The organism is Microbacterium sp. MDV22-iso44, from assembly GCF_058629135.1.
This window is the reverse complement of the sequence record NZ_JBZVWS010000001.1, coordinates 872,140-896,579: the sequence shown is the minus strand read 5'-3', so window position 1 is coordinate 896,579 and position 24,440 is coordinate 872,140. Positions and strand designations below refer to the sequence as shown.

Genomic DNA, 24,440 nt, shown 5'->3' with positions numbered 1-24,440 from the left:
CCCGCCGCATTACTGACGCGTCAGATCGACGGCGACGGCGGCTCGGTCGAGCGCGTCGGAGCCGCGGTGCCGCGCTGCTGCTCGAGCAGGTCGCGGATCTGAATGAGGAGCTCGGCTTCCGTGGGGAGCTTCGCCGCCTCCTCGACAACGCCCGCCTTCGCGGCCTGGCGTTCCTTCCACTTGTTCATTGGGACGACGAACACGAGGTACACGACAAGAGCGACCGCGAGGAAGCTGATGATCGCGCTGATCAGGCCTCCGACTGGGAAGGTCACCACGTCGTAGAGGCCTCGCACCTGGATGCCGAAAGCGCCCGTCTTCGGGTCCGCTTTGAAGAACAGGCTGATGAGCGGGGTGATGATGCTGGCGACGATCGCGGTTACCACCGCGCTGAACGCCGCGCCGATGACGACAGCGACCGCCAGGTCGATGACGTTGCCGCGCATGATGAAGTCTTTGAAGCCTTTGATCATGGCTGCTCCTTACTCTGCCGGCGCAGGGCCGGGTGTTACGAACCCGCGGGGGCGGGCGAAGCGGACGCTCCGGATGATGTCGATGATGTCGAAGAAGAGGAGCTCTCGCCAGAGGGCTTCGACCCGCTCGACGAACGCGAGTCCGTGCGGTAGAAGCCCGAGCCGTTGAAAGTGACGCCGATCGAGCCGTACTGCTTGCGGAGTGCCCCGCCGCACTCGGGGCATTCGGTGAGGGCGGCGTCGGAGAACGACTGGACGGCGTCGAAGCGGTGGCCGCACGAAGTGCAGGCATAGGCATAGGTGGGCATGAGACCTCGGTGGATCAGCGGGTGGGAAGGAGGACGGTGCGGGTCGGTGTCACGACACCCGAGACGGGCTGGTCGTGCACCTCGCGGGGGACGGAGTCGATGAGCTCCGAGTCGAAGATGACGGCGTAGACGGGCGGGCACTTCTCCATCGAGCCGATGGTCTTGTCGAAGTAGCCGCGCCCCCAGCCGAGCCGCATCCCGGTCGTGTCGACGGCGGCCGCCGGGATGACGAGCAGGTCGACGTCGTTGACGGCGACGGGGCTGAGGAGTTCGCCGACGGGTTCGGGGAGCCCGAACATGCCCTCGGCGGTGTCGCCCTCCTCTTCGGCGACGGCCCAGTCCAGCAGACCGTCCGCACGGGTGACGGGAAGGAGGACCCGGATGCCGCGCGCCACCGCCGCTGCGATGAACTCGCGCGTGCCCGGTTCGGTCGGGGTGGAGAGGAAGCAGGACATGGACCGGACGCCGTGTTCGGTCACGAGGGCGTCGAGCTGGGCCCGGATCCCGGCTGCGGCCTCCTCGAGGGAGGCGGCGGAGCGCTGCTGTCGGCGTTCGCGGAGCTCGGCGCGCAGGGCGCGCTTCTCGGTGTCCAACGGGCCGGTCATGGTCCGATTCTAAAGGGACACGCCCGCGCCCCGACGTGTCCTCCGCGAGACGTGCGGCATCTGTAGGGTGAGGGGCATGTCTGCTGAGCGCATCAAGGCCGTCATCCCCGCCGCCGGCCTGGGGACTCGCTTCCTGCCCGCCACGAAAGCCATGCCGAAGGAGATGCTGCCCGTCGTCGACAAGCCGGCGATCCAGTACGTCGTGGAAGAGGCTGTGGCAGCCGGTATTGATGATGTGCTCATCATTCTCGGGCGCAACAAGAACAACATCTCGAACCACTTCGACTCGGTCCCCGAGCTCGAGTCGAACCTTTCCAAGAAGGGCGACCACGAGAAGCTCAAGCGGGTGCAGGACTCGTCCGACATGGCAGACATCCACTTCGTGCGTCAGGGCGAGCCGAAGGGGCTCGGTCACGCCGTTCTGCGGGCACGCTCGCACGTCGGCGACAGCACCTTCGCCGTGCTCCTGGGTGACGACCTCATCGACGCGCGCGACGTCCTGCTCGAGAAGATGCTCGAGCAGAACAAGAAGACCGGCCTGACCGTGATCGCGCTCATGGAGGTCTCGCCCGATCAGATCCACATGTACGGCGCGGCAGCCGTCGAGGAGACCGGTGAGACCGACGTGGTCAAGGTCACGGGCCTCGTCGAGAAGCCGAAGAAGGAGGACGCTCCCTCCAACTACGCGATCATCGGCCGATACGTGCTGACGCCCGGCGTCTTCGACATCCTCGAGCGCACCGAGCCGGGCAAGGGCGGCGAGATCCAGCTGACCGATGCGCTGCAGGAGCTCGCTTCGACCGAGGGCGTCCTCGGCGTCGTCTTCCGCGGTCGGCGCTACGACACCGGTGACCGCGCCGATTACATCAAGGCCATCGTGCAGCTCGCCGTCGACCGCGACGACCTGGGGGCGGAGCTTCGCCCGTGGCTGAAGGACTTCGCCTCGGGCCTCTGAGCCCGGAGGGTCGCTGATGGGCATGGAGGGCCCGGTCGTGCGCGCGCACGGGCCGATCTCGATCCGGCTCGTGCGTCCCCGCGATGCGAAGCCGCTGCAGACCGAGCTCGAACAGAACAGGTCGTGGCTGCGGCAGTGGGAGGCGACGAGCCCCGACGGTCCGGTCTCGCTCGACATGCGATCCGGGGTGCGGCGACTGCTGCAGCAGTACCGTGACGGCTCGGGCGTGCCGTTCGTCATGGAGTACGACGGCGAGGTGACCGGTCAGCTGAACGTCTGGGGGATCGCTCGCGGTTCGCTGTCGTCGGCCACCATCGGCTACTGGGTGAGCGAGCGGTTCGCCGGCCGGGGGATCACCCCGACGTCGGTCGCCCTCGCCACCGATGTGTGTTTCGAGGATCTGCGCCTCCACCGCATGGAGATCTGCATCCGACCCGAGAACACGAAGAGCCTCCGCGTCGTCGAGAAGCTCGGTTTCCGGTACGAGGGACTGCGTCGTCGGTACATCCACATCGACGGCGACTGGCGCGACCACTACGCGTTCGCGCTCGTCCGTGAAGAGGTCCGCGAGGGCGTCCTGAACCGGTGGTTGGCCGGGCGGGCGCCGGCGGATGCGGCATCCGTCCCGCCCTCGGACCGTTAACCCTCAACCAAAGGTTCAGACACGCCCAGCGGATGCCGGGCCGCACCGCTTCGGGAACATACGGTGAGCGACATGGGTGAGCAGGTGATGGGTGGCGGGGTGATCGTCCTCGTCGCTGTCCTCTTGTGGCTGTTGTACCTTCTGCCGTCGTGGCACAGCCGTCATCAATACCAGGCCGCGGAGCGGAACGCGGTCCGGCTCAACCAGGCGCTGCGCGTCCTCGCCGAGACCAGCGAGACCCCGGGTGAGGTCCGCCTCGAGCTGAACGCGCGCACCGCCCTCGCCCAGCAGAAGCTCGCACGCCGCGTGCAGGCGGAGAAGGAGAGCGTCGGCCTCGAAGCCGCGCGCGCCGAACTCGCTGCCGCGAAGGCGCAGGCCGCCATCGACCGCGAACTCGCCAAGGCCGAGCGGCGTCAGGCTGCCGCCGACGCCGCGGCCCGGCGCGAGAAGGCGCGAGCAGATGCCGCACTCGCCCGCGAGCGCGCGATCGCCGAGGCCGCCGCCGCCCGCGCCACTCCCGCCGTCCGCCGTGCACGGACGCGTCGCCGGGTGCGCCTCACCGCTTCCGTCGTCGGTGTGCTGGCTCTCGGCGTCACCGGTTTCGGTGGCTACCTCGGCGCCATCGGCGCCGGCTGGACTCTGCTCGTTGCGGGCGGAGCCGTCGCCCTCTCGAGCCTGCTCGTACTCGGCCGGATGAACACGGTCGCGAGACGCGCGGCATCCCGTTCGGTCGAGATCGAGGTCGTCCGCGAGGCGAGCGCACTCCAGGACGTCGTGCTCGAGTCGGACCGTGTCGAATGGACGCCGCGCACGCTGCCGCGTCCGCTCACCGCGTCGGCCGGGTCGCGCGCAGCGGCCGTGCTCGACGCCTCGGACGCCCGCGATGCGCTCCGCCAGGCGGCCGTCGAAGAGGCTCTTCGCGAGCGGGTGGCGCAGGCCGCGCCGCCGTCGATCGACACCGCCCGTCGCACCCGTGCCGCCGAGGTCGCCTTCGCCGGGCCGGCTGACGACGAGCGCATCGAAGCGCACGTGCGCGACCTCCTCGCACGCCGCGCATCGGGCCAGTAGGAGCCCGCCTCGCGTTCGAGCGGCCCGATCGGTCGTGGTAATGTTGAGGCTTCCGGGCCTGTGGCGCAGTTGGTAGCGCGCTTCGTTCGCAATGAAGAGGTCAGGGGTTCGAATCCCCTCAGGTCCACCACCGGAAAGACCCCCGTTCGCGGGGGTCTTTCGCCGTTATCGGGGGAGTGTGACCGCCGCGCGCGCGGCGTCGAGCTCGGTCGCACGGCGCTCCGGCGACCAGTCGAGCTCGGTGCCCGCGACATCCGCCGCCGCCGACAGGACCTCGTCGCCGGGGTCGCCGCGGCGGCCGATGCCGGTGCGGTTCAGCAGGATGTCGGTGAGGTGCACGGCGGCCTCGTGTCGGGCCGCGAACGCGACACCGGCGAGCAGTTCACCGTCATCCGTCGCCTCGCGTGAGAGGACGTCGGACTCGGATGCCACGGCCCGGAGGGCACCGGCATCCGATCCGTACAGCCGGTCGATCAGGTCGGCCGTCCCCGTGTCGGCGAGGTCCGCGCCGTCGAGCGGCACGTCGGCGGTGCGGCTCGGCGCGGCGACGCGGCCGATCGATCGTGCGAGCGCGGGGACGACCTTCTCGGCGAACGCGCGCGCGGTCGTGTACTTGCCGCCGGTCGCGGTGACGATTCCGGGGACGCCGTCCTTGGCGTGGTCGACGAGCTCGGACGCGCGCGAGGCGCGGTAGGTGTCGGTCCCGCTCGTCTCGGTGAGCGGCCGGAGGCCGCCGTACGCGGCGACGACGTCCGACATCGACAGTTCCACCGGCAGGCGACCTGCGGCGTTGATCTCGCCGAGGAAGCGTTCGATCGACTCCCGCGTCAGCCGCCAGTCCGAGACATCGCCGGTGTAGGGCGTCTCGGTCGGACCGATGAGCGTCCGCCCGCGCCACGGCGCGAAGCTGAAGTGACCGCCCGACGACACGGTGAGCACCATCGTCTCGGTGATCGGCCTCGTGATCAGGTAGATGCCCTCCGACCGCACCTCGGGGCGGGGGCCGGCAGCGCGCTGCAGCAGGCCCTCGGCGGCGAGCACGTCGTACGCCCACGGTCCGCTCGCGTTCACCGTCACGCGGGCCCGCACCTCGTGTGCCGTGCCGGTCACGAGGTCGGTCACGCGGGCCCCGCGAACGCGTCCGGCCGCGGAGATCAGGCCATCGGCCTGCACGTGGTTCGCGACCCTTGCGCCCTGCGCGACGGCGGACCGCACGAATGCGAACGTCAACCGTTCGGGCGAGAGCATCATCGCGTCGTGGAAGAGGATCCCGTGCTCGAGATGCCCCAGCCCGCGCAGCCGCAGCTCTTCGCGGCTCAGGCTCCGATGACGGGGGATGCGGTGGCTCGTCGGTACGCGGTTGCGATCGAACGACAGCACGTCGTACGCCGTGAGGCCGACGTGCTCGATGAGCCCCGGGTCGGGGAGGACCATCGCGATGGGGGAGACGAGCCCCGGAGCGATGCGCGACAGGGTGCGCCGCTCGGCGAGGGACTCACGGACGAGACCCACTTCGAGGTTCTTCAGGTAGCGGAGACCGCCGTGGATGAGCTTGCCCGTCGCGGCCGAGGTCGCCGCGCCGAAGTCGCCCTTCTCGACGAGCGCGACCGACAGCCCGCGACTCGCGGCCTCGTAGGCGATCGCCGCTCCGGTGATGCCGCCGCCGACGACGAGGACGTCGACGACCTCACCCTCGCCGGGCAGGGAACGCCGGACCGTCGTCGTCATCGGGCGATCACCGACCGGATGCCGCGCAGGAGGCGCTCGCGCTCGCTCGGGATGTCGAGCATTCCCAGCCGCAGCACCCGCGCGGCCGTCGCCCACCGGTCGAGGCGCGCCGTCGTCATTCCCGTCACGTCGAGGTACTCCTTCAGATACATGCGTCCCATCGCCCCCCGCGCCGCCCCGTAGACGAGCAGCTGCGCCCTGGTCGCCCCCGGGAACAGCTCGGCCTCGGTGAACAGCAGCCGGGTCATCGCGACGTCGGCCGCGGGATCACCGCAGGCGGTGGACTGCCAGTCGATCGTCGCGATGCCGCCGCCGTGTCGGAACACGTTCATCGGGTGGAAGTCGAGGTGCAGGACGCTCTCGCCGCCGGGGAGCGACGCGAGGTGATCGAGGAGCGCTGCGCGCTCGCGCGCGGTGAGACCGGTGAAGGGCGCAGTCCCGACGAGGTCCGCCGCGACGTCGCGCACGTCGGGGAAGCGGTCGCTCGCGACCCGGTGGATGCGCGCGTGCTCCTGCGCCAGCGCGCGGGCGACGCGCCCCATTCGCAACGGGTTCTTCTCGGCGACGGTGGTCAGGGCGACCCCCTCGATGCGGTCGAAGACGACCGCGCGGCGGCCGTCGGCATCCGCTCTGCCGCGGCAGCGGATGGGCGTGAGGCCGAGGTCGAACGCGGCCGTGGCGTCCTCGACCTCGCGGCCGATCGCCTCATCGGGCCAGTCGTCGTGGAAGACTTTCACGACGGTGGCCGTCGTCAGGGAGTGGACGTCTGCGGAACGCCCATGCGCCAAGAGCTCGCCGACCGCGGTCACGCCGTCACCGGCTTCGTCGTTCCGTACCCGAGGCGCATCGCGTGGGCGACGACCTCCTGCTGCTGTGCGGGGTCGAGTGCCCGCGGCGTGCCGACGCTCGCGGCGCGCAGGTAGAGCTCCGCGAGCCACTCGACCAGCAGCGCGTGCTCGACGGCGGTCGTCAGATCGGCGCCGAGCGCGACCGTGCCGTGGTTCGCCATGAGGGCTGCGAGACGGCCGTCGAGGGCCGCGCCGACGGCGGCGGCCAGGTCGGGCGTCCCGAACGCGTGGAACGGGGCGACGCGGAGGGATCCTCCCAGGACGAGTTGCTGATAGTGCACGACGGGCAGCTCGTCGAGGACGAGCGAGAGTGCCGTCGCGTTGGGCGCGTGCGTGTGGACGACCGCCGACACCTTCTCGGCCGGCGCGGAGCGCAGGACCCCGAGATGGAGGGCGAGCTCGGACGTCGGGGCGAGCGTTCCCTCGACCACGGCACCGCCCAGATCGACGACGGTCACATCGTCGGCGGTCGCCTCACCCAGGACGACGCCGGTCGCCGTGACGGCCACGACCTCGCCCGCCCGGGCGCTGACGTTGCCGGCGGTGCCGATGAGCAGGCCGTGACCGGCGAGGGTGCGGGATGCCGCGGCCACGGACGCGCGGAGATCGTGATGGTGCGACGTCATCGTCATGCTGCTAACGTTGCCGCCACCCCTAACCAAAGTCAAGTTTGATTCCATGGACGCCACGGACGACACCCCTCAGAACTGGGCCGCCCTCGGCCTGCGCCGGACCCCGACGCAGCAGCGGTCGCGCCAGAAGCTCGCGCAGGCGATCGCCGCCGCCGAGGACATCGTGCTGCGAGAGGGCGTCGACGTCATCACGCTGCCGCGCGTCGCGGCCGAGGCCGGGGTCAGCGTGGGGGCGCTGTACCAGTACCTGCCCGACCGTGAGGCGATCCTCGCCGCCATCGTCTCTCGGTACCACGACCGCCTCGAGCGCCTGCTCGACGACGCGATCGAGCGTCTCCGCAGCGACCCGCGCGGCGAGGACCCCGTCGGTGGCGTGCTCCGTGCCGTCGTCGCCGTCTACCAGGACGAGCAGTCCGCCAGGTCGCTCGGCACGGTCGCGATCTCGGCCGACGCCGATGCCGCGCGTCGCCGCCACAAGCAGGCGATGGCCGATCGCGTCCACACGCTGCTGCGCGAAGCGGGTGTGCTCGACGGCGTGGACGACGAGCGTGGCGCGGCCGTCGCCCGGGTCGCGTTCGCGTCGGCGGACGCCGTGCTGCACGACGCCTTCGCCGCGCCAGAGCCGGAGCGGGCCGTGCTGCTCGCTGAGCTCGAACGCGCGCTCCGCGCCTCGCTGGGTACCTGAAGAGCGGGGTGCGTGAAGCGCCGGGCACCCCAGCGGCTCAGCCGGCGGTCCGACGCCACGCCGGGACGGCCGCGACGAGGAGGAGTGCGGGCAGGAGGAATGCGATCCCCGAGCCGGTGACGTCGGTGAGCACCCCGACCCCGACGGCCCCGAGGACGGCGCCGGCGTAGTTGAAGAGGTTGACCCGTGCGATGACCTCGTCGCTGCGCGCTGGATCGATGGAGCCGGCGAGCCCGAACGCGATGGGGACCAGCGCTCCGACGGCGAGACCGCTCACCGCGAAGGCGACGATCGTGACGACGGGCGAGGGGACCGCGGCCACGACGACCGCACCGGCGACGCCGAGGACGAGGCCGATGGCGAGCAGACGGGCGCGACCGATGCGGCGGACGACGGCATCCGTCACCATCCGCGCGATGAGCACGCCGCCCTGGTAGGCCGCGAGGCCGACGGGGGCGAGCGCGACGGCGGCGCCGATCGACTCGAGGTGGATCGAGCCCCACGAGCTCACCGCCGAGTCGACCGTGTACGCGGCGAGGATGACGAGTCCGACGACGGTGATCGCGCGTCCGTCGAGCCTCGGACCTCGGGGTCCGCTCCACTCCGCGCTCCGCGCCGCCCGCTCGCGGCTGAGCAGACGCGCCCCGAAGGCGACGAACGCGATCTGCAGGACCGCGGCGGCGACCAGCGCGGCGACCGCGGGCGCCCCGGCGGCGAGGATCCCCGCCATGCCGAGCGCCCCGACGATCGACCCTGCCGTGAGCGTCGCGAAGAAGCGTCCGAGCAGCGGGGTCGCGCGCCCGCGCTGGGCGAGGACGCCCTGCATGTTCGAGGACGCGTCGATCAGCCCCAGCCCCAGGCCGTAGAGCAGGACGGATGCCGCGAGCATCGCGGTTCCCGGCGAGAACGCCGTCGCGACCAGTCCCACCGCCTGCAGCGACAGGCCCACGACGACTCCCCGACGGCTGCTGGCACGCCGGGCGATCGCGTCGGCGACGAGCGAGCCGAGTGCCGCGGTCACGCAGACTCCCAGCAGGATCGCCGCGATGCCCGTGGCATCCAGCCCGGTGCGTTCCTGGAAGGCGGGGAGCGCCGTCACGATGACGGAGTATCCGAGACCCTGCAGGCCGTACACCGCGGCTGTCGCGGCGACGGTGCGGGGTGTCGTCGCGGATGGTGCCGTCGTGGCGGTCACCTCACACCACCGCGGGGTGGCGCATCCGGAGGGCGGCGAAGGCGTCGGCGGCGATCTCGATCGTGCGGTCGACGTCGGCCTCGGTGACCGCGGCGTTGAGGAAGTGATTGTGGTGCGAGGTGAGGTACGCGCCGCGGCGCACGCACTCGGCGATCCAGTCCTGATGCAGCATGAGCGAGTCCGCCGGATCGGCCACCCGCAGGTAGAAGAGGGCGGGTGCGCCCGAGGTCACGAGCGTGTAACCCGCGTCGGAGGCCGCCTCGGTGAGGCCGTCGGTCAACCGTCGGCCCAGGCGCTCGAACAGCGCGGGGGCGTCGAGCTCGCGGAGCTTCTTCTGCGTCGCGATGCCGGCCGCGAACGGCACGGCGCTCATCCAGTAGCTGCCCGTGTAGGTGATCGAGCTCACCGCCTCCTTCAAGGACTCGCGGCCGAGGAGCGCCGAGACGTTGTAGCCGTTCGCGAGCGCCTTGCAGAAGCAGATCAGGTCGGCCTCGAAGCCGAAGTAGTGGTCGCTGCCGGCGAGGTCGAGGCGGAAGCCTGCGCGCACGTCGTCGATGATCAGGACGACGCCGTGCTCGTCGCAGAGCTTCCGCACGGCCTGCCAGTACCCGTCGGCGGGCAGCTGGTTGTCGACGAAGTTGCCGTGCATGTACGGCGTCGAGATGAGGGCGGCGACCTGCCCGCGGTTCTCGGAGAGCAGCGCCCGGAGCGCGTCGAGGTCGTTCCAGGGCACGTAGAGGTTGTTCGCGACGTCCTCCTCGAGGACGCCGGGGTAGTCGAGCTTCTGCGTCCACGGCGCGACCCCGTGGTAGAACCCCTTCACGAAGATCACCTTCTTGCGCAGCGTCGCGGCGCGGGCGGTCATGATCGCGAGCGTCGTCGTGTCGCCGCCGTTCTTGGCGAACATCGCCCAGTCGGCGCTGGCGACCTGGTCGACGAGCAACTCGGCGAAGTCGATCATGACGGGTGAGGGCAGCGAGACGACGTCCTCCTTCTTCGCCTGCGCCTGAGCGGCCGCGGCCACATCCGGGTCGTTGTACCCGAGGATGTTCGGCCCGTACCCGCACATCCAGTCGATGAACTCGTTGCCGTCGAGGTCCCAGAACCTCGTGCCCTCGGCGCGGGTGGCGAACTTGGGGAAGCCGTCGTTCGGCAGGTGCAGGCCCTCGGTCGGGCCGAGGTGACCCGGGATGCCGCCGGGGATCACCTGCTGGGCGCGGCGGAAGGTGGCGAGGCTCTTGTCGAAGGTGTACACGGAGGAGCTCACTTTCCGAGGTAGTGGCCGACGCGGTCGAGGATGCGACTCGTGTTGTCGACGAGGGGGATGTAGCCGCGGATGGCGATGCGACCGTCGCCGACGCACGCGAGCGCGCTCTCGCGGCCGGCGAGCACGTCACCGGCGGTCTGCAGGTCGGCGAACCGGAAGACGGCGCGGGGCGCGGCATCCGTCACCGGAACGCGAGAGAGGGTGTGCTCCCGCACCCGCAGACGGTGGCGGAGGGCATCGCCCACCGCGATGTCGAGATCGCCGTCCGACATCTGCTCGGCGCTGAATCGCCCGGACCGGTCGCGGTTCGCGACGATCGTGATCGCGCCGACGGCCACCTCGAGGAGGAGCACCCGGTGCGCATCGCTGAAGGCCGGGTCGGCGAGGTCGGCGTCGCTCGGGCGAAGGTATCGGCCGAGCAGGTTGCTGATCGGCGTGAACACCTGCGTGAGGAAGCGGATGCCGGCAGGCCCGGCGATCGGCAGCGGCGACCCCGTGCCGTCGAGCACGGCGTTCAGGTGCGCGGGGGAGCGGAACACGAGGGTCGCGCTCGTCGTGCCGCCATGGTCGCCCTCCGCGGTGCGGATGCCGTCCCGAGCGAAGACGAGGCTCATGGACTCGCCGCCGATCACCCGAGCGGTCAGACGCACCGGCTGCGCGAGCCCTGCGAGCAGGCGCGACGCGTCGGGCGCGACCTCGGACAGTTTCGGCAGAGCGCCGAGGACGGCGTGCAGGTTCACGGCCGCGAGGACGCGCTCATCGATCTCCGTCAGCACGGGGACTCCCTTCGGTCGGTGCCCCGAGCGGGGCGGATGCCGCGGCGAACGCGGCGGCGGCGAACGATGCCGTGCGACGCGCGGCATCCGAATCACCGTCCGCCAGCCACGTCGTCGTGATCCCGTCGACGACGACGACGAGGTGGCGGGCGAGGTCGGCGACCGGCTCGGTCCACCGGTTGCCGGTGATCTCGGCCGCGTAGGTCAGCATCTGCTCGGCGGCACGGAAGTACGTCTGCCACTGCGCGCGCATCTGCCCCTGCGGGTCGCGCCGGCGGGCGACGAGGGCCAGCTCGAGCAGGGCGATCTCGTCGGCCGGGTCGTGCTCGAGCATGTCGATGTAGCCCTCGAGGCCCGAGCGGATCGCCGATGCCAGGGACGTCGGGTCGATCGCGCGGGACTCGGCGGCGAAGCGCTCCTGTTCGATGACGGTGTCGATGACGGCCGTCATCAGCTCGTCCTGCGTGCCGAAGATGTAGGTGAACGCGCCGAGCGGCATGCCCGCCTCGGCGGTGATGGCTCGGGTCGTCGCCGCAGCCACGCCCTGCCGGGCGATGACGCGGATGGCCGCGGCGATGAGTTCGCCGCGGCGCTCTTCGGGAGGCATCCGTCGCATCAGGAGCCTCCCACCGCGCGTGCGGCGACGTGCAGGCGGAGGCGCCGCGGCGAGACGCGCGCCACCCAGCCCTGCACGCGATTGGCGGCGCCGACGGTGCGGACGGGGGAGGGGCGGGACGAGTCCAGCGCGTCGAACGCTTCGTCGAGGACGTCGTCGACGGTCTTCGTCGCGCCGACCTTGAACGTCTCGGACCCCGCTGCGGCGAAGAACTCCGTCTCGGTCGGACCGGGGCAGAGGGCGAGGACGGTCAGACCGGTACCGCGCGTCTCCTGCCAGATCGCCTCGGTGAGCGAGGTGACGTAGGCCTTCGTCGCGGCGTACACCGCGAGTCCCGGCAGCGGCTGGTGGCCGGCATTGCTCGACACGTTCACGAGCACCCCGCGTGCCTCGATCAGCTGCGGGAGCAGTTCGCGGGTCAGCAGGGTGAGGGCTGCGACGTTGACCTGCACCTCGGCGGCGACGCGCGCGGCATCCTCGTCGACGAAGGCGGATGCCGTCCCGAAACCCGCGCTGTTGACGAGACCTGCGGGACGGATGCCGCGCTCGGCGAGTTCGGCGGCGATCGCGGCCGGTGCGGCCGGGTCGGCGAGGTCGGTGGCGAGCACGGTCGCCTCGACGCGGTGCAGCCCGCGGAGCTCTTCGGCGAGGGATTCGAGGCGCTCGGCGCGGCGGGCGACCAGGACGACGTCGTGGCCGCGCGCGGCGTAGCGCCGGGCGAAGCCGGCACCGATCCCCGAGCTCGCTCCCGTGATGACGATCACGCCGGGCATGGGGCCTCCACTGAGTTGTACAGATGAACAAGTGCACTCAGTATGGAGGTCGACGCCGGGCAGGTAAAGAGCTTTCGTAATAACGTCACGGCCCCGTAACGCCGGGAAGGCCGGCATTGCCCGGGGCCGCCCGCCGTAGCGACGCGGACCCGGGCGGCGGGTCAGACGCTCGCGGGAACGCGCGCTCCCGTCGACAGGCGCTCGGCCGCGTAGGCCTCGGCCGCGTCGAGCGGGGTGACCCCGCGCGCGGCGGCATCGTCGAAGAGCCGCCGCAGCGTGTCGCCGATGCCGTCGATGCGGGTCGCGATCTCCTCGCGGTGCCCGGGCGTGCGCGCCTCGACGTCGAGGTAGATGACACCGCCCGCGTTCGCGACGAAGTCGGGTGCGTACAGGATGCCGCGATCCGCGAGTCGCACGGCGCCGGAGCGTTCGGCGAGCGGGTTGTTCGCGGGACCGCAGACCGCGGTCGCCGCGAGGGCGTCGATGACCTCGTCGGTGAGGACGCCGCCGAGGCCGGCGGGCACGAACACGTCGGCGGGCACGAGGTGCTCGGTGCCCGGCTCGACCCACGTCGCGCCGAGCTCGGCGGCGAGCGACATCTTCGCAGGGTTGACGTCGGTCACGGTGAGGATCGCGCCCTCACCCGACAGCCGGACGGCGAGGCGGCTGCCGACCTGGCCGAGTCCCGAGATCGTGATGCGGCGACCGGCGACATCGGGCGAACCCGTGACGCGCTCGAGGGTCGCGCGGAGCGCCGCGTAGACACCGCGGCTCGTGGGGCCGGCGGGCTCGCCCGATCCGCCCACCGAATCCGGGAGACCCACGACGTGCGCCGTCCGCTCGCTGACGACGAGCATGTCCTCGGTCGTCGACCCCACGTCCTCCGCCGTCCGGTACTGGCCGCCGAACGACTCGACGGTGTCGCCGAGGTCGAGGAACGCCGCCCGGCGCCGATCGTCGTCGAGGGTGTCCGCCTCGCTCAGGGCGATGACGGACTTGCCGCCGCCGGCATCCAATCCCGCGGTGGCGTTCTTCAGCGTCATCGCCGCCGACAGGCGCAGCGCGTCGCCCATCGCGTCGGACCAGTGCGGGTAACGCCACAGGCGCGCGCCGCCGAGAGCGGGGCCGAGCGTCGACGAGTGCAGGGCGACGGTGACGACGAGGCCGCTCCGCCGGCCCGTGATCACCTCCACGCGCTCGTGGGTGAAATCGGGCAGGGGCAGAGAATGCGTCATCGCGATCCTTGTCGACGGGCCTTGTGGGCACTGCGGTGCGGATGCCGCCGATCTGCGGCATCCGTCATCATTCTGCCTCGCATATCGGCCGCCGCCTAGGCTGTGGCCCATGCAGACCGAACGCTATTCCCACGGCCATCACGAGAGCGTCCTGCGGGCGCACAGCTGGCGGACGGCGGAGAATTCGGTCGGGTACCTGTTGCCGCATCTTCGCACCGGCGCGTCCCTCCTCGACGTCGGATCGGGCCCGGGCACGATCACGGTCGACCTCGCGCGCCGGCTCGATCCCGGTCGGGTCGTCGGCCTCGACTCCTCGGCGGAGGTCGTCGCACAGGCGCAGGCCCACGCCGCCGCCGAAGGCGTCACGAACGTCTCCTTCGAGACGGCGGACGCCTACGCCGTCGACGCCCCGGACGGCTCCTTCGACATCGTCCACACGCACCAGCTCCTGCAGCACCTCGGCCGGCCCGTCGATGCCCTGCGCGAATTCCGTCGCCTCGCCGGGCAGGGCGGCCTCGTCGCCGCGCGCGACGTGGACTACGCGGGCATCATCATCCACCCGCACGTCCCCGCGCTCGACGAGTGGCTCGACCTGCTGCTGCGCATCGGTCGTAACAATGGGGGCGAGCCGGCTGCGGGGCGGCGCCTCAAGGCGTGGGCCCGCCAGGCGGGGTTCACCGACGTCGCCGTGAGCGCGTCGACGTGGCTGTTCGAGACCGACGAGCAGCGCGCGTGGTGGGGCGGGTCGTGGGCCGATCGCGCCCTGCACTCCTCGTACGCCGAACACGCCGTCGAGCAGGGCCTCGCCGACCGGGCCGACCTCGAGCGGATCTCGGCGGGGTGGCGCGAGTGGGCCGCGGCTCCCGACGGCTGGCTGCTCATGCCGCACGGCGAGATCCTCGCGCGGGGCTGACCGGTGACGGAGAACCTCAGCGCACGCAGCCGCCTCGTCCACGACGCGCTGCGCGCAGCCGGCATCCCGGGCGAGATCGTCGTGCTGCCCGACGCGGCCTCGACCGCGGTGCTCGCGGCCGACGCCCTGGGCGTCGAGGTCGGCGCGATCGCGAACAGCCTCGTGTTCCAGTGCGACGGGCGGCCGCTGCTGGTGATGACCAGCGGTGCCCACCGCATCGACACCGCAGCCCTCGCCGCACGGATCGGGCGAGGCAAGATCAGCCGCGCGACCCCGGAGCAGGTGCGCGAGGCGACGGGCCAGGTCATCGGCGGGGTCGCCCCCACCGGCCATCCGGCTCCCCTCGAGACGCTCGTCGACGAGGACCTCGCCGGCTACCCCGAGATCTGGGCGGCCGGTGGCACCCCGCACACCGTCTTCCCGATGACGTTCGATGAGCTCGTGCGGCTCACCGGCGGACGGGTCGTCTCGGTCGTCTGACGCGTGCTCAGGTGTGGATGAGCTCACGCCAGTTCAGGGGCACCCGGCCGCGCGGGCCGGGAGCGGGCTGATCGGCGGGGTGGCTGGTGGGCTCGGCCAGTTCGGGGCCGGTGAACATGGTCTCGTCGACGTAGTCCCAGAACCAGTCCTCGCCGGGCTCGAAGCTCTGCACGAGGCGGTGCCCGGTCTCGCGGAAGTGCGCTGTGGCGTGCTGGCCGGGTGACGTGTCGCAGCATCCGACGTGACCGCACGCCGCGCAGCGGCGCAGGTGCACCCAGAACCCGTCCTGCTGATCGCACTCGGCGCAGCCCGCGCCCGAGGGGGCGACGTTGGTGTCGATGTCGGAGCTCATCTCATCCTCTCGATGGGTCAGTAGGCCAGGGCGCGGTGCACCGAGGCGACAGCGCTCGATCCTTCGCCGACGGCCGCGGCGACGCGCTTCATCGATCCGCGACGCACGTCGCCCGCAGCGAACACGCGCGGCGCTGACGTCTCGAACGGGAACGGCTCGCGCCCGAGGTCGCGCCACTGCGCGATGGACTGCACGGCCACGTCGGTGCCGGTGCGGATGAAGCCGTCGGTGTCGCGGTCGATGGCGGGCAGCCACGACGTCGCCGGGTCCGCCCCGATGAAGCAGAACAGCCCGCGCGCGTCGACGGCCCCGGCGGAGTCGATCGTGACGGACTCCAGGGTGCCGTTCCCGTCGAGGGCGGTGACCTGGGATGCCGTGTGCACCCGCACGCGCGGATCCTCGGCGAGCCGGTCGGCGAGGTAGCTGGACATCCGGGTGCGGAGGTCCGTGCCGCGGATGACGAGGTGCACGGGGGAGCCGTGGGCCGCGAGGTAGAGCGCGGCCTGCCCGGCGGAGTTCGCGCCGCCGACCACGACGACCGGCTTGTTCTGCACCTGGCGGAGCTCGAGCGGGGTCGCGGCGTAGTAGACGCCGGAGCGCTCGAAGTCCTCCCACCGGTCGAGGGCGAGACGACGGTAGGCCGCCCCCGAGGTGACGATGGCGCTGCGCGCGCGGATGACGCGGTCGTCGGAGAGAGTGACGTCGAGCAGGTCCGGGCCGACCTGTGCGAGCGCGACCGCCTCGCACGGTGCGTACACGCGGACGCCGAACTTCAGCGCCTGCAGGACGGCCTGGCCGATGAGATCGCCGCCGCTCACGCCGAAGGGGAACCCGAGGAAGTTCTCGATGCGCGAGGTGGATGCCGCCTGCCCGCCCGGCGCGACGGCGTCGAGCAGCACGGTGCTCAGCCCCTCGGAGGCGCCGTAGATGGCGGCCGCGAGTCCGGCCGGTCCGCCGCCGACCACGACGAGGTCGACGATCTCATCGGACTCGGCCCGGTAGCTGAGACCGAGGCGTTCCGCGACGAGCCCCGGGGTGGCGCGGGGGATCGGCTCGCCCTGGACGTAGGCGACCGGCAGGTCTTCGGCGGCGACCTCGTGCACGTCGAGCGTGTCGAGGTCGCTGGGTGCGAGGGCCACGGCCTTGTGGACGAGGTCGAGTCGTTCGGCGAAGCGCCGGAGCGACAGGAAGTCGTTCGAGGTCGTCGTGCCGACGAATTTCAGCGTCATCGCGGCGGGGCCGGTGCGGAGCGACTCGCGCCGCGCCCACAGCGCGTGCAGGATGAGGTCGCAGAGCTCGTCGTCCTCGCTCATGATCTCGCGGAGTGCCGCACGCGAGAGGCGGTGCACGCGGCCGGCTTTCGTCACCCGGGCCGACAGGAACGCGCTCTGACCGTTCAGGATGCCGAGCTCGCCGGCGAACCGCCCGGGACCGACCGTCGTGATGACCGCTTCGCCGATCCAGCGGAGCGCGTCGCGGACGATCTCGACCTCTCCCGACTCGACGAAGATCAGGTCGTAGCCCGCCTCGCCGGTGCGGAAGACGTAGTCGCCGACCTCGACGTCCTGCGGGACGGCGGCCGACACCAGTCGGCGCCAATGCACGTCGGAGAGGTCGGGCGACATCATCGCGTCCATGATCATGGGAGCGTTTTCTTGCGCCATGGCGCCCAACCTATCGACCCGCGGGCGAGACCGGTGCGTCGGATTCCGATTGCAGTGCCCGGATGAGCGACTGCGCGTCGTACGGGCCGGTGTGACGGCGGCCGTTGACGAAGAAGGTCGGCACCGAATGGATGTTCATCGCCTCGGCGTCGAACATGTCGTCGCGGACGCGACTCGCCACGTCGGGCGCGGTGAGATCGCGCTCGAACCTCGGCACGTCGAGTCCGAGACGCGCGGCCAGACGCACGATGTCGGACGGCAGCTGGTTGTCCTGGTCGGCGAACAGCCCCCGCTCGAACTCGAAGAACTTGCCTTGCTTCGCCGCCGCCTCCGATGCCTCCGCCCCGGCGAGGGCGTTGGGGTGCTGCACAGTGAGGGGGGCGTGCCGCCACACGTAGCGGAGGTTCGGTCCGAGCTCGTCCATCACTTCTTGGATCGACCCGGACGCCTTCAGGCAGAACCCGCACTGGAAGTCGCCGTACTCGACGATCTCGAAGGGAGCGTCGGCGGACCCGAAGATGTGGTCCCGGCGCGGGTCGACGGGACGCACGAGCGTCTGTCCGACCTCCTCCTCGGGGCTCCGGGCGTCAGCGATCCGGAACAGGAGCGCGCCGAGGCCCAGGGCGATGACGGATGCCGCGAGCACCCCCACCCGCGCCTGGTTCTGCGCGTCGGGGTCCTCGATCGCCAGGTCGATGATGAAGAGCGAGATGGTGAAGCCGATGCCGGCGAGGGCCGCGCCACCGCCGATGCGGTCGAGGGAGAGTCCCGGACCGAAGTCGCCGATCTTGAGGGCTTTGAGGACGGCGGTCGACCCCCAGATGCCCGCGAGCTTTCCGACGACGAGACCGACCACGACGCCCCACGTGAGAGGGGAGGTCGCGGCGGCGGCCAGGATGTCGGGGCTGAGCGAGACGCCCGCGTTCGCGAGGGCGAACAGCGGCAGGATGACGTAGGCGACGTACGGCGCGTACGCGGTCTGCAGGCGTTCGTTGATCGAGATCGACTCGCGCAGGCTGTTCGCCGCGGCCCGGGCGTACTCGGTGCTCGGCGACTGCCGGAACGTGCGCGCGAGCTCGAGCGCATGCTCGACGTCGCGGCGGTCGGGCCGGTAGACCGGCACGAGCAGCGCGATCGCGACGCCGGCCAGGGTGGGGTGCACGCCCGAGGCCAGGAATGCGAGCCACACGATGACGGCCAGGGTGGCATAGATCGGTCCGCGTCCGCCGCGCAGGTAGCGGACGAGGTAGATGCCGACGAGGCCGACCGCGGCGATCAGGAGCGGCATCGGTGTGAACGTCTCGGTGTAGACGAGGGCGATGATGCTGAGCGCCCCGATGTCGTCCACGACGGCGAGGGCGAGGAGGAACACCCGCAGGCGTCCCGACCCGCGCGGCCCGATGAGCGCAAGGGCGCCCACGAGGAAGGCCGTGTCGGTCGAGATGACGACACCCCAGGCATCCGCGTTCCCGCTCGGACCGGCGATGAGGACGAACAGGAGGGCGGGCAGGGCGAGTCCGGCGACGGCGGCGATCACGGGGACGACGGCGCGCGACCAGCTGGTCAGCTCGCCGATCGCGAACTCCCGCCTCACCTCGAGCCCGACGGTGAAGAAGAAGATCGCCATCAGCGCGTCGTTGACGAGCGCGTGCAGCGTGAAGTCGAGGTGGATGTCGCCCAGCCCGATCATCAGGTGGGTGTCCCAGAATCCGGCGTAGGTCTCGGAGGAGATGTTCGCCCACACGACGGCGGCGACGGTCGCGAGCAGCAGCAGGAGCGCGCCCATCCGGGTGCGGCCCATCCTGCCCACGTGGTCCGCGATCGAGGCGAGTTTCTGCGGCATGCATCCTCCGGGAGGGGTCGAGTCGGAAGTCAGTCTCCACCCACCGGCGGGGTTCTGTCAGCCGGTCCGCGTGGCGATCTCGTGACAGACGACGGCGGCTGCCGCCGACCACGCCTGCGGCCGACAGGCTGCGGGGTAGGGAGCCGGCACGGTGACGTCGCTCGCGGCGTCACCGGCGTGGAGTTCCGGCATGCGGTAGGCGAACGCCTCGGCGGCGGCGAGCATTCCGTCGACCAGCACGCGTGCCTGGTCGGTGAGGCCCGCCCGCGCCATGCCCCGCGCGACGATCGCCGTGTCATGCGCCCAGACGCTGCCGCCGTGATAGCTGAGCGGCCAGTAGCCCCCGGCATCCATCGACATCGTGCGGAGGCCGAAGCCGGACGCCATGGACGGGCCGACGAGCAGATCGGCGACGTCGCGTTCCTCGTCGGGGTCGAGGATGCCGGTGCCCAGCAGGTGACCCGCGTTCGAGGTCAGGGTGTCGACCGCCCGACCGTCGCGGTCGAGGGCGATCGCCGGGTACCGGCCCTCCGGCGTCTCGACCCAGAAGCGCTCGCGGAAGCGCGTGCGGAGGTCCGCCGCCCACGACCGCAGCCGCTCGGCGCCGCCCTCTTCGAGAGCGTCCAGGAGATCCGCGGCGCGGACCGCGGCCTCGTAGGCGTAGCCCTGCACCTCCGAGAGTGCGATGGGGCCGTCCGCGAGCGACCCGTCGCGCCACTGGATCGAGTCGCCCGAGTCCTTCCACCCTTGATTCGACAGGCCGTGGCCGGTCTCGTCGACGTAATCGAGGAAGCCGTCCGCGTTCGCCGACGCGATCACCCAGTCGAGCGCATCGTGCATCGTCGGCAGGAGATCGCGCACCTCGGCCTCCGGCATCCCGGCCTCGTGCGCCTCGGCGAGCAACGTGATCCACAGCGGGGTCGCGTCGACCGTGCCGTAGTAGAGCGGCGGCAGCGAGATGCCCTCGCCCGGCATCGTGAGCGTGCCGGCGCGCAGCTCGTGGACGATCTTGCCCGGCTCCTCCGCGGTCGCCGGGTCGGCGGTGGAACCCTGCAGCCGTCCGAGCACGCGCAGAGTGGATGCCGCCATCCCCGGGTCGACGGAGAGGAACAGGCGTGCCGCCCACAGCGAATCGCGCCCGAACAGGGTGAAGAACCACGGTGCGCCGGCGGCGAAGAACTCGTCGGCGTTGCCGGGCAGAGTCAGGCGCAGGGCGTCCAGGTCGTCGAGCGCCTGTCGGAGCCAGCGGAACAGCCGCGGATCGACGCCGTCGACGGGCTCGAGCGCCCAGTCGACCTGTCGCGTCGTGCCCCGGACGACGAGCGACGGGTCGTCGAGGTCCACGAGCCAGGACACCGTCGCGGTCGACCGCGACGGGCAGGTCACGCGCCACGTGAGGATGAGGTCGTCGCCGCCTGCGGTCACCTCGGCGCCCGGCGCCTGCAGGCGCATCGACGCGTCGCCCGAACTCACCTCCACGGCGTCGCCCGAGAAGGTCCGTTCGACCGGGGCTGCGCCGACGGTGCCGGATTTGACGTCCTGCATCGGCGTCGCGTCCGGAGTCACCGCGACCTCGAGCACGAGCTCCACCGCCTCCTCCAGATGCGAGACGAGGGTGAACTCCTCCCTCATCCGCCCGTCGGCGACGACGCGACGCCGCGTCAGTCGGATCTTCGGGTCCGGCGTGCGGTCGTCGAGGCGTCGCAGCAACGCCTCGAAGCGCGCATCGGATGCCGACGCCGCCGAGCGGGAGATCCACTCGGGCGCGTGGGGCGCGGCATCCGTCCCGTAGCGGACGCGGGTCGCACGGATGAAGCGCGTGTCGCCGTGGAAGACGCCGTCGATCGACGCGGTGTCGAGCGAATGGGGGCCGATCTCACCGTCCTCGCGGGACCACACCTGGGTGGGCGCGCGGAGGACGACGACGGCGTCGGACAGGAAGGGCTGGAGGCCTGCGGTCATCCCTTGACTGCTCCTTCTGAGGTGTTCATGATGCGCTTCTGGAAGATGAAGAAGACCACGGCGACGGGGATCGTCATGAGCGCCGCGGCGGCGAGCTTCAACGGATACTGCGTGCCCTGACTCAGCTGCCCGGACGACAGGCTCGCGACACCGCGCGTCAGGGTGAACAGGCCCGGGTCCTGAACAGAGACGATGAAGTGGGTCAGCTCGTTCCATGACCCCTGGAACGAGAGGATCACGATCGTGATCAGCGCGGGTCGCGCCATCGGCAGGACGACCGACCAGAACACCCGGAAGGTGCCCGCGCCGTCGATGCGTGCCTGCTCCTCGACCGAGGGAGGGATGGACTCGAAGAAGTTCTTCATGATGAACACGCCCGCCGCGTCGACGAGCAGCGGCAGGACCATACCGGCGTACGAGTCGTACATCCCGAGCTGGTTGAGCACGAGGAAGCGTGGGATCAGGAGCACCACCGACGGCACCGCCATGACGCCGACGACGAGCGCGAAGATCAGACCGCGCCCGCGGAATCGCAGGCGGGCGAGCGCGTACCCGGCGAGGGAGACGAAGAACACGCGTCCGAGCGTGACGAGGATCGTGACCACCGCCGAGTTGGCGAACCACAGCGGGAAGTCGCTGTTCAGGAACAGCCGCTCGTAGGCGGCCGTCGTGAAGGTCTGCGGGATCAACGAGATGGGGTTGGATGCCGCCTCCTGCTCGCTCTTGAAGGAGGTCGCCACCTGCACGAGGAACGGATAGATGTAGACGAGGGCCAGCAGGGCGAGGACCGCGTACAGCGCGATCTGTCCGAGGCGGGATGCCGGGGTGAGCCGGCCCCGCCGCCGCGGTGCACGGTCGATCGGCTCGTCGGTGAGCGTCTTCGTGCGAGCGAGGGTCCTGCTGTCGGTCATGACCGTGCCCCCTTCGGCGTGTAGGCGCGGATGCGGCGCTTCGAGACGGGGCGCTCCCGCAGGAGCCACCGCTGGAGCAGCGTGAACGCGATGATGATGAGGAACAGGATGAAGGCGATGGCCGCGCCGATGCCCCAGTCCTGATTGCTGAACGCCGACGTATACGACAGGTAGGCGGGGGTGATGGTGGTCTTGCCCGGTTGGCCCTTGGTGCCGGTGTAGATCTGGTCGAAGACCTGCCAGCAGCCGATCAGGCCGAGCGTGATGACCGTGAAGAGCGTCGGGCGCAGCTGGGGGAGCGTGATCCGCCAGAAGCGCTGCCAGGCGCTCGCGCCGTCCATCATGCCCGCCTCGGTCAGCTCGTAGCCGACGTTCTGCAGCGCAGCGATGAACAGGAGCATGAACGTGCCGCTCGTCGTGAACACCGCCATGATGATGAACGCGCTCATCGCGACGGAGGGTCCGGCGATCCAGTCCCAGCCAGAGAGGCCGAGGAACCCGGGCTGCGAGATCGCGGCGGGCGCGGCATCCACCCCGACCACGCCGAAGAGCAGGTGCACGATGCCGCGGGGGTCGTTGAACCAGTTCGGTCCCTTGCCGCCGGTGACCGCGGCGATGAGCGCGTTGACGGGGCCGGCGGCGCTGAAGAGGAAGATCCACAGCACGGTGATGGCGACCGAGCTCGTCACCGACGGGAAGTAGAAGGCGGTGCGGAAGAAGCCGCGCGCCTTCATCATCCGGCGGCTGACGAGCACCGCGAGGAACAGCGACAGCGCCGTCTGGAGAGGGACGACGAGGAAGACGTACCAGGCGTTGTTCCGCAGGGCTGTGCCGAAGTCGCGGCTGCGGAGCCCCTGCCCCGAGGTCAGCTCGCCGTAGTTGTCGAGCCCCACGAAATTGACGTTCGGCGAGAGAGGGCTGCCACGGCCGCCCCAGTCCGAGACGCTCACCCACAGCGCCATGAGGACGGGGAGGAAGAGGAACACCCCGAGGATCACGACGACGGGAGAGACGAACAGCCACCCGGCGACACCCTCGCCGCGACGCAGACCGCGTGAGCGGTGGTCTCGGCGAGGGGTCTTCTCGGGTGCCCGCTCTGTGATGACGGGCGAGGCCATGTCAGCCGACGATCGCCTCGAGGTTGGACTGGACGCTCTTCAAGATCGTGGCGGGGTCGCCGTCCTTGAGGGTCGCCAGCTGCGCGTTGAAGTCGGTGAAGACGTCGGACACACCGTCGTTGGTCGGCACGCCCTGGGCGTAGTCCGCACCCGAGAGGAACGCCTCGAGGTCGGGGTTGTCGGTCGTCCACTGCTCGGCGGCCGACTGCACCGACGGCATGGGGCCGAACGCCTTCGAGAAGGCGAGCTGCTGCTCGGCGGTCGTCAGGTATTCGACCAGGCTGAGGGCTGCCTCCTGGTTGGGGCTGTCAGCGGCCATACCCCAGCAGTTCGTGAACTGCAGCGTGCCCTTTCCGGCGGGGCCGGCGGGCAGTTCGACGACGAGCGGGTCGACGTCGGGGTAGTCGCCGAGGGCGCCGGTGATCCAGTTGCCCTCGATGGTCATCGCGCCCAGCTGCTTGCCGAGCGCCTCTCCGCCCCAGCCGGCACCCACGTCGGCGGCGTAGGCGAACGTGCCGTCGGCGAGGTGCTCCTTCACGTAGGCGAGGGCGTCGGCGTTCTCCTGGCTGTCGGCGACGGCCGTCGTGCCGTCCTCCGACACCAGGCGCCCGCCGGCTTCGGCCATGAAGGCGCCCACCCGCTGGTATTCGCCGCTGAAGACGAGACCGGTCGTGTTGCCCGAGGTCAGCTTCTTCGCCGCTGCGGCCAGCGAGTCCCAGTCGGTCGGGATGTCGGCCTCGGTGAGGCCCGCCTTGTCCCACAGGTTCTTGTTGATGATCAGCTGGAGCGTCGAGAAGTCCTTCGGCGCGCAGAAGAACTTGTCGTCGTAGGTGAAGTTCTGCACGAGCGACGGGTAGAAGTCGCCCTTGTTCTCGAGCTGGTCGCCGTAGGCGATGACCGAGCCGTTGTCGGCGTAGCCGGCGAGCAGTTCGGTCGCGAGGTAGAAGAGGTCCGGCGGGTTGCCGCCGGCGAAGCCCTGCGAGAGCTGCTGGGTCAAGTCGGTGGCGGCGATGACCTCGGCGTCGACGCCCGAGTCCTTCGACCACGCTGCGACGGCCTCCTTGACCGCGGCCGTCTCGGCGTCGCCCGACGAGCCGATCATGATCGTGAGGGCGTCGTCCGACGAGGTGAGGCCGCTACCGCCGTCGGTGCCGTTCGCCCCGCCCGAGGCCGCGGGGCCGTCGTCGAAGCCCGAGCCGCCGCATCCTGCGAGGGCGAGTGTGGCGGCGAGGCCGACCCCGCCGAGCGCCATGAGTCGTCTGCTGTGTCGCATGTCCGTATCTCCTTCGATCCCGGTGCTGCGATCGTTCCGACCGTGCTGATCTCGGTCGACTTTGAACGATCAAATTGTGGAATGATGCCCAAGGTAAGAGGGTGGTCCCATCACTGT

25 protein-coding genes and 1 tRNA gene are annotated in these 24,440 nt (G+C 70.9%); 7 read left to right on the top strand and 19 right to left on the bottom strand.

Annotation, left to right across the window (positions count from 1 at the left end):
- Positions 1-20: 20 nt before the first annotated feature.
- The 3 genes from mscL to AC4NN1_RS04380 are packed head-to-tail and all read right to left on the bottom strand — an operon-like array spanning position 21 to position 1,386.
- Positions 21-473 carry a large conductance mechanosensitive channel protein MscL gene (mscL, locus tag AC4NN1_RS04390; RefSeq protein WP_491954635.1) on the bottom strand — a complete coding sequence of 151 codons (453 nt, stop codon included), beginning with the start codon at positions 471-473 and terminating at the stop codon, positions 21-23.
- A gap of 35 nt (positions 474-508) precedes the next feature.
- Positions 509-781, bottom strand: coding sequence for an FmdB family zinc ribbon protein (locus AC4NN1_RS04385; protein WP_018188479.1), 273 nt, complete (start codon positions 779-781; stop codon positions 509-511).
- 14 nt (positions 782-795) lie between these two features.
- The gene (locus tag AC4NN1_RS04380) at positions 796-1,386 is read right to left on the bottom strand and encodes a 5-formyltetrahydrofolate cyclo-ligase (protein WP_020096955.1); all 591 of its coding nucleotides are present in this window, start codon (positions 1,384-1,386) and stop codon (positions 796-798) included.
- A gap of 76 nt (positions 1,387-1,462) precedes the next feature.
- Between AC4NN1_RS04380 and galU the strand changes: the two genes are divergently transcribed.
- The 4 genes from galU (at position 1,463) to AC4NN1_RS04360 (ending at position 4,182) form a co-directional block, all read left to right on the top strand.
- On the top strand, positions 1,463-2,341 hold the full coding sequence (galU, locus tag AC4NN1_RS04375; protein WP_018188477.1) for a UTP--glucose-1-phosphate uridylyltransferase GalU: 879 nt from the start codon (positions 1,463-1,465) through the stop codon (positions 2,339-2,341).
- Between the two features lie 22 nt (positions 2,342-2,363).
- The gene (locus AC4NN1_RS04370; protein WP_491954868.1) at positions 2,364-2,984 is read left to right on the top strand and encodes a GNAT family N-acetyltransferase; all 621 of its coding nucleotides are present in this window, start codon (positions 2,364-2,366) and stop codon (positions 2,982-2,984) included.
- Positions 2,985-3,056: 72 nt separating this feature from the next.
- Positions 3,057-4,052, top strand: a complete 996-nt coding sequence (locus AC4NN1_RS04365) for a large exoprotein (protein ID WP_336124112.1) — start codon at positions 3,057-3,059, stop codon at positions 4,050-4,052.
- A gap of 54 nt (positions 4,053-4,106) precedes the next feature.
- Positions 4,107-4,182, top strand: a tRNA-Ala gene (locus AC4NN1_RS04360).
- A gap of 35 nt (positions 4,183-4,217) precedes the next feature.
- On the opposite strand, the gene AC4NN1_RS04355 is transcribed toward AC4NN1_RS04360, so the two are convergent.
- The 3 genes from AC4NN1_RS04355 to AC4NN1_RS04345 are packed head-to-tail and all read right to left on the bottom strand — an operon-like array spanning position 4,218 to position 7,260.
- The gene (locus AC4NN1_RS04355; protein WP_491954634.1) at positions 4,218-5,780 is read right to left on the bottom strand and encodes a glycerol-3-phosphate dehydrogenase/oxidase; all 1,563 of its coding nucleotides are present in this window, start codon (positions 5,778-5,780) and stop codon (positions 4,218-4,220) included.
- The gene (locus AC4NN1_RS04350) at positions 5,777-6,589 is read right to left on the bottom strand and encodes a phosphotransferase (protein ID WP_491954633.1); all 813 of its coding nucleotides are present in this window, start codon (positions 6,587-6,589) and stop codon (positions 5,777-5,779) included. The genes AC4NN1_RS04355 and AC4NN1_RS04350 overlap by 4 nt, the downstream gene beginning before the upstream one ends.
- The gene (locus AC4NN1_RS04345; RefSeq protein WP_491954632.1) at positions 6,586-7,260 is read right to left on the bottom strand and encodes a class II aldolase/adducin family protein; all 675 of its coding nucleotides are present in this window, start codon (positions 7,258-7,260) and stop codon (positions 6,586-6,588) included. The genes AC4NN1_RS04350 and AC4NN1_RS04345 overlap by 4 nt, the downstream gene beginning before the upstream one ends.
- Before the next feature lie 46 nt (positions 7,261-7,306).
- On the opposite strand from AC4NN1_RS04345, the gene AC4NN1_RS04340 reads away from it, so the two are divergent.
- Positions 7,307-7,945, top strand: a complete 639-nt coding sequence (locus AC4NN1_RS04340) for a TetR/AcrR family transcriptional regulator (RefSeq protein ID WP_491954631.1) — start codon at positions 7,307-7,309, stop codon at positions 7,943-7,945.
- Between the two features lie 37 nt (positions 7,946-7,982).
- Here the strand turns inward: AC4NN1_RS04340 and AC4NN1_RS04335 are convergent, their stop codons facing one another.
- From AC4NN1_RS04335 to AC4NN1_RS04310, 6 genes are all read right to left on the bottom strand, one after another.
- A complete protein-coding gene (locus AC4NN1_RS04335) occupies positions 7,983-9,140 on the bottom strand; it encodes an MFS transporter (protein WP_491954630.1) in 1,158 nt (385 codons plus the stop codon).
- 1 nt (position 9,141) lies between these two features.
- Complete coding sequence (locus AC4NN1_RS04330; RefSeq protein WP_491954629.1) at positions 9,142-10,407, bottom strand: aminotransferase class III-fold pyridoxal phosphate-dependent enzyme; 1,266 nt, start codon at positions 10,405-10,407, stop codon at positions 9,142-9,144.
- Entirely contained in the window at positions 10,404-11,183 is a 780-nt protein-coding gene (locus AC4NN1_RS04325; RefSeq protein ID WP_491954628.1) for a hypothetical protein, read from the bottom strand. Before AC4NN1_RS04325 ends, AC4NN1_RS04330 begins: the two co-directional genes overlap by 4 nt.
- Entirely contained in the window at positions 11,164-11,799 is a 636-nt protein-coding gene (locus tag AC4NN1_RS04320; protein WP_256335299.1) for a TetR/AcrR family transcriptional regulator, read from the bottom strand. The genes AC4NN1_RS04325 and AC4NN1_RS04320 overlap by 20 nt, the downstream gene beginning before the upstream one ends.
- Entirely contained in the window at positions 11,799-12,572 is a 774-nt protein-coding gene (locus AC4NN1_RS04315; protein ID WP_491954627.1) for an SDR family NAD(P)-dependent oxidoreductase, read from the bottom strand. Before AC4NN1_RS04315 ends, AC4NN1_RS04320 begins: the two co-directional genes overlap by 1 nt.
- A gap of 161 nt (positions 12,573-12,733) precedes the next feature.
- Positions 12,734-13,807, bottom strand: coding sequence for a Glu/Leu/Phe/Val dehydrogenase family protein (locus tag AC4NN1_RS04310; protein ID WP_491954626.1), 1,074 nt, complete (start codon positions 13,805-13,807; stop codon positions 12,734-12,736).
- A gap of 109 nt (positions 13,808-13,916) precedes the next feature.
- Between AC4NN1_RS04310 and AC4NN1_RS04305 the strand changes: the two genes are divergently transcribed.
- Both AC4NN1_RS04305 and AC4NN1_RS04300 read left to right on the top strand, forming a co-directional pair.
- A complete protein-coding gene (locus AC4NN1_RS04305) occupies positions 13,917-14,720 on the top strand; it encodes a methyltransferase domain-containing protein (protein WP_020096969.1) in 804 nt (267 codons plus the stop codon).
- A gap of 3 nt (positions 14,721-14,723) precedes the next feature.
- Positions 14,724-15,200, top strand: a complete 477-nt coding sequence (locus tag AC4NN1_RS04300; RefSeq protein WP_311857242.1) for a YbaK/EbsC family protein — start codon at positions 14,724-14,726, stop codon at positions 15,198-15,200.
- Positions 15,201-15,207: 7 nt separating this feature from the next.
- On the opposite strand, the gene AC4NN1_RS04295 is transcribed toward AC4NN1_RS04300, so the two are convergent.
- The 7 genes from AC4NN1_RS04295 to AC4NN1_RS04265 are packed head-to-tail and all read right to left on the bottom strand — an operon-like array spanning position 15,208 to position 24,323.
- Positions 15,208-15,552, bottom strand: a complete 345-nt coding sequence (locus AC4NN1_RS04295) for a UBP-type zinc finger domain-containing protein (protein ID WP_018188459.1) — start codon at positions 15,550-15,552, stop codon at positions 15,208-15,210.
- Between the two features lie 17 nt (positions 15,553-15,569).
- A complete protein-coding gene (locus AC4NN1_RS04290) occupies positions 15,570-17,195 on the bottom strand; it encodes an FAD-dependent oxidoreductase (RefSeq protein WP_446500011.1) in 1,626 nt (541 codons plus the stop codon).
- A 31-nt stretch (positions 17,196-17,226) separates the two neighbouring features.
- Entirely contained in the window at positions 17,227-19,059 is a 1,833-nt protein-coding gene (gene nhaA / locus AC4NN1_RS04285; protein WP_311857234.1) for a Na+/H+ antiporter NhaA, read from the bottom strand.
- Positions 19,060-19,116: 57 nt separating this feature from the next.
- Entirely contained in the window at positions 19,117-21,021 is a 1,905-nt protein-coding gene (locus AC4NN1_RS04280; protein WP_491954625.1) for a glycogen debranching N-terminal domain-containing protein, read from the bottom strand.
- Positions 21,018-21,932, bottom strand: coding sequence for a carbohydrate ABC transporter permease (locus AC4NN1_RS04275; protein ID WP_018188455.1), 915 nt, complete (start codon positions 21,930-21,932; stop codon positions 21,018-21,020). The genes AC4NN1_RS04280 and AC4NN1_RS04275 overlap by 4 nt, the downstream gene beginning before the upstream one ends.
- On the bottom strand, positions 21,929-23,050 hold the full coding sequence (locus AC4NN1_RS04270) for a carbohydrate ABC transporter permease (protein ID WP_018188454.1): 1,122 nt from the start codon (positions 23,048-23,050) through the stop codon (positions 21,929-21,931). Before AC4NN1_RS04270 ends, AC4NN1_RS04275 begins: the two co-directional genes overlap by 4 nt.
- Position 23,051: 1 nt before the next feature.
- Positions 23,052-24,323 carry a sugar ABC transporter substrate-binding protein gene (locus AC4NN1_RS04265; protein WP_040570614.1) on the bottom strand — a complete coding sequence of 424 codons (1,272 nt, stop codon included), beginning with the start codon at positions 24,321-24,323 and terminating at the stop codon, positions 23,052-23,054.
- Positions 24,324-24,440: the final 117 nt, after the last annotated feature.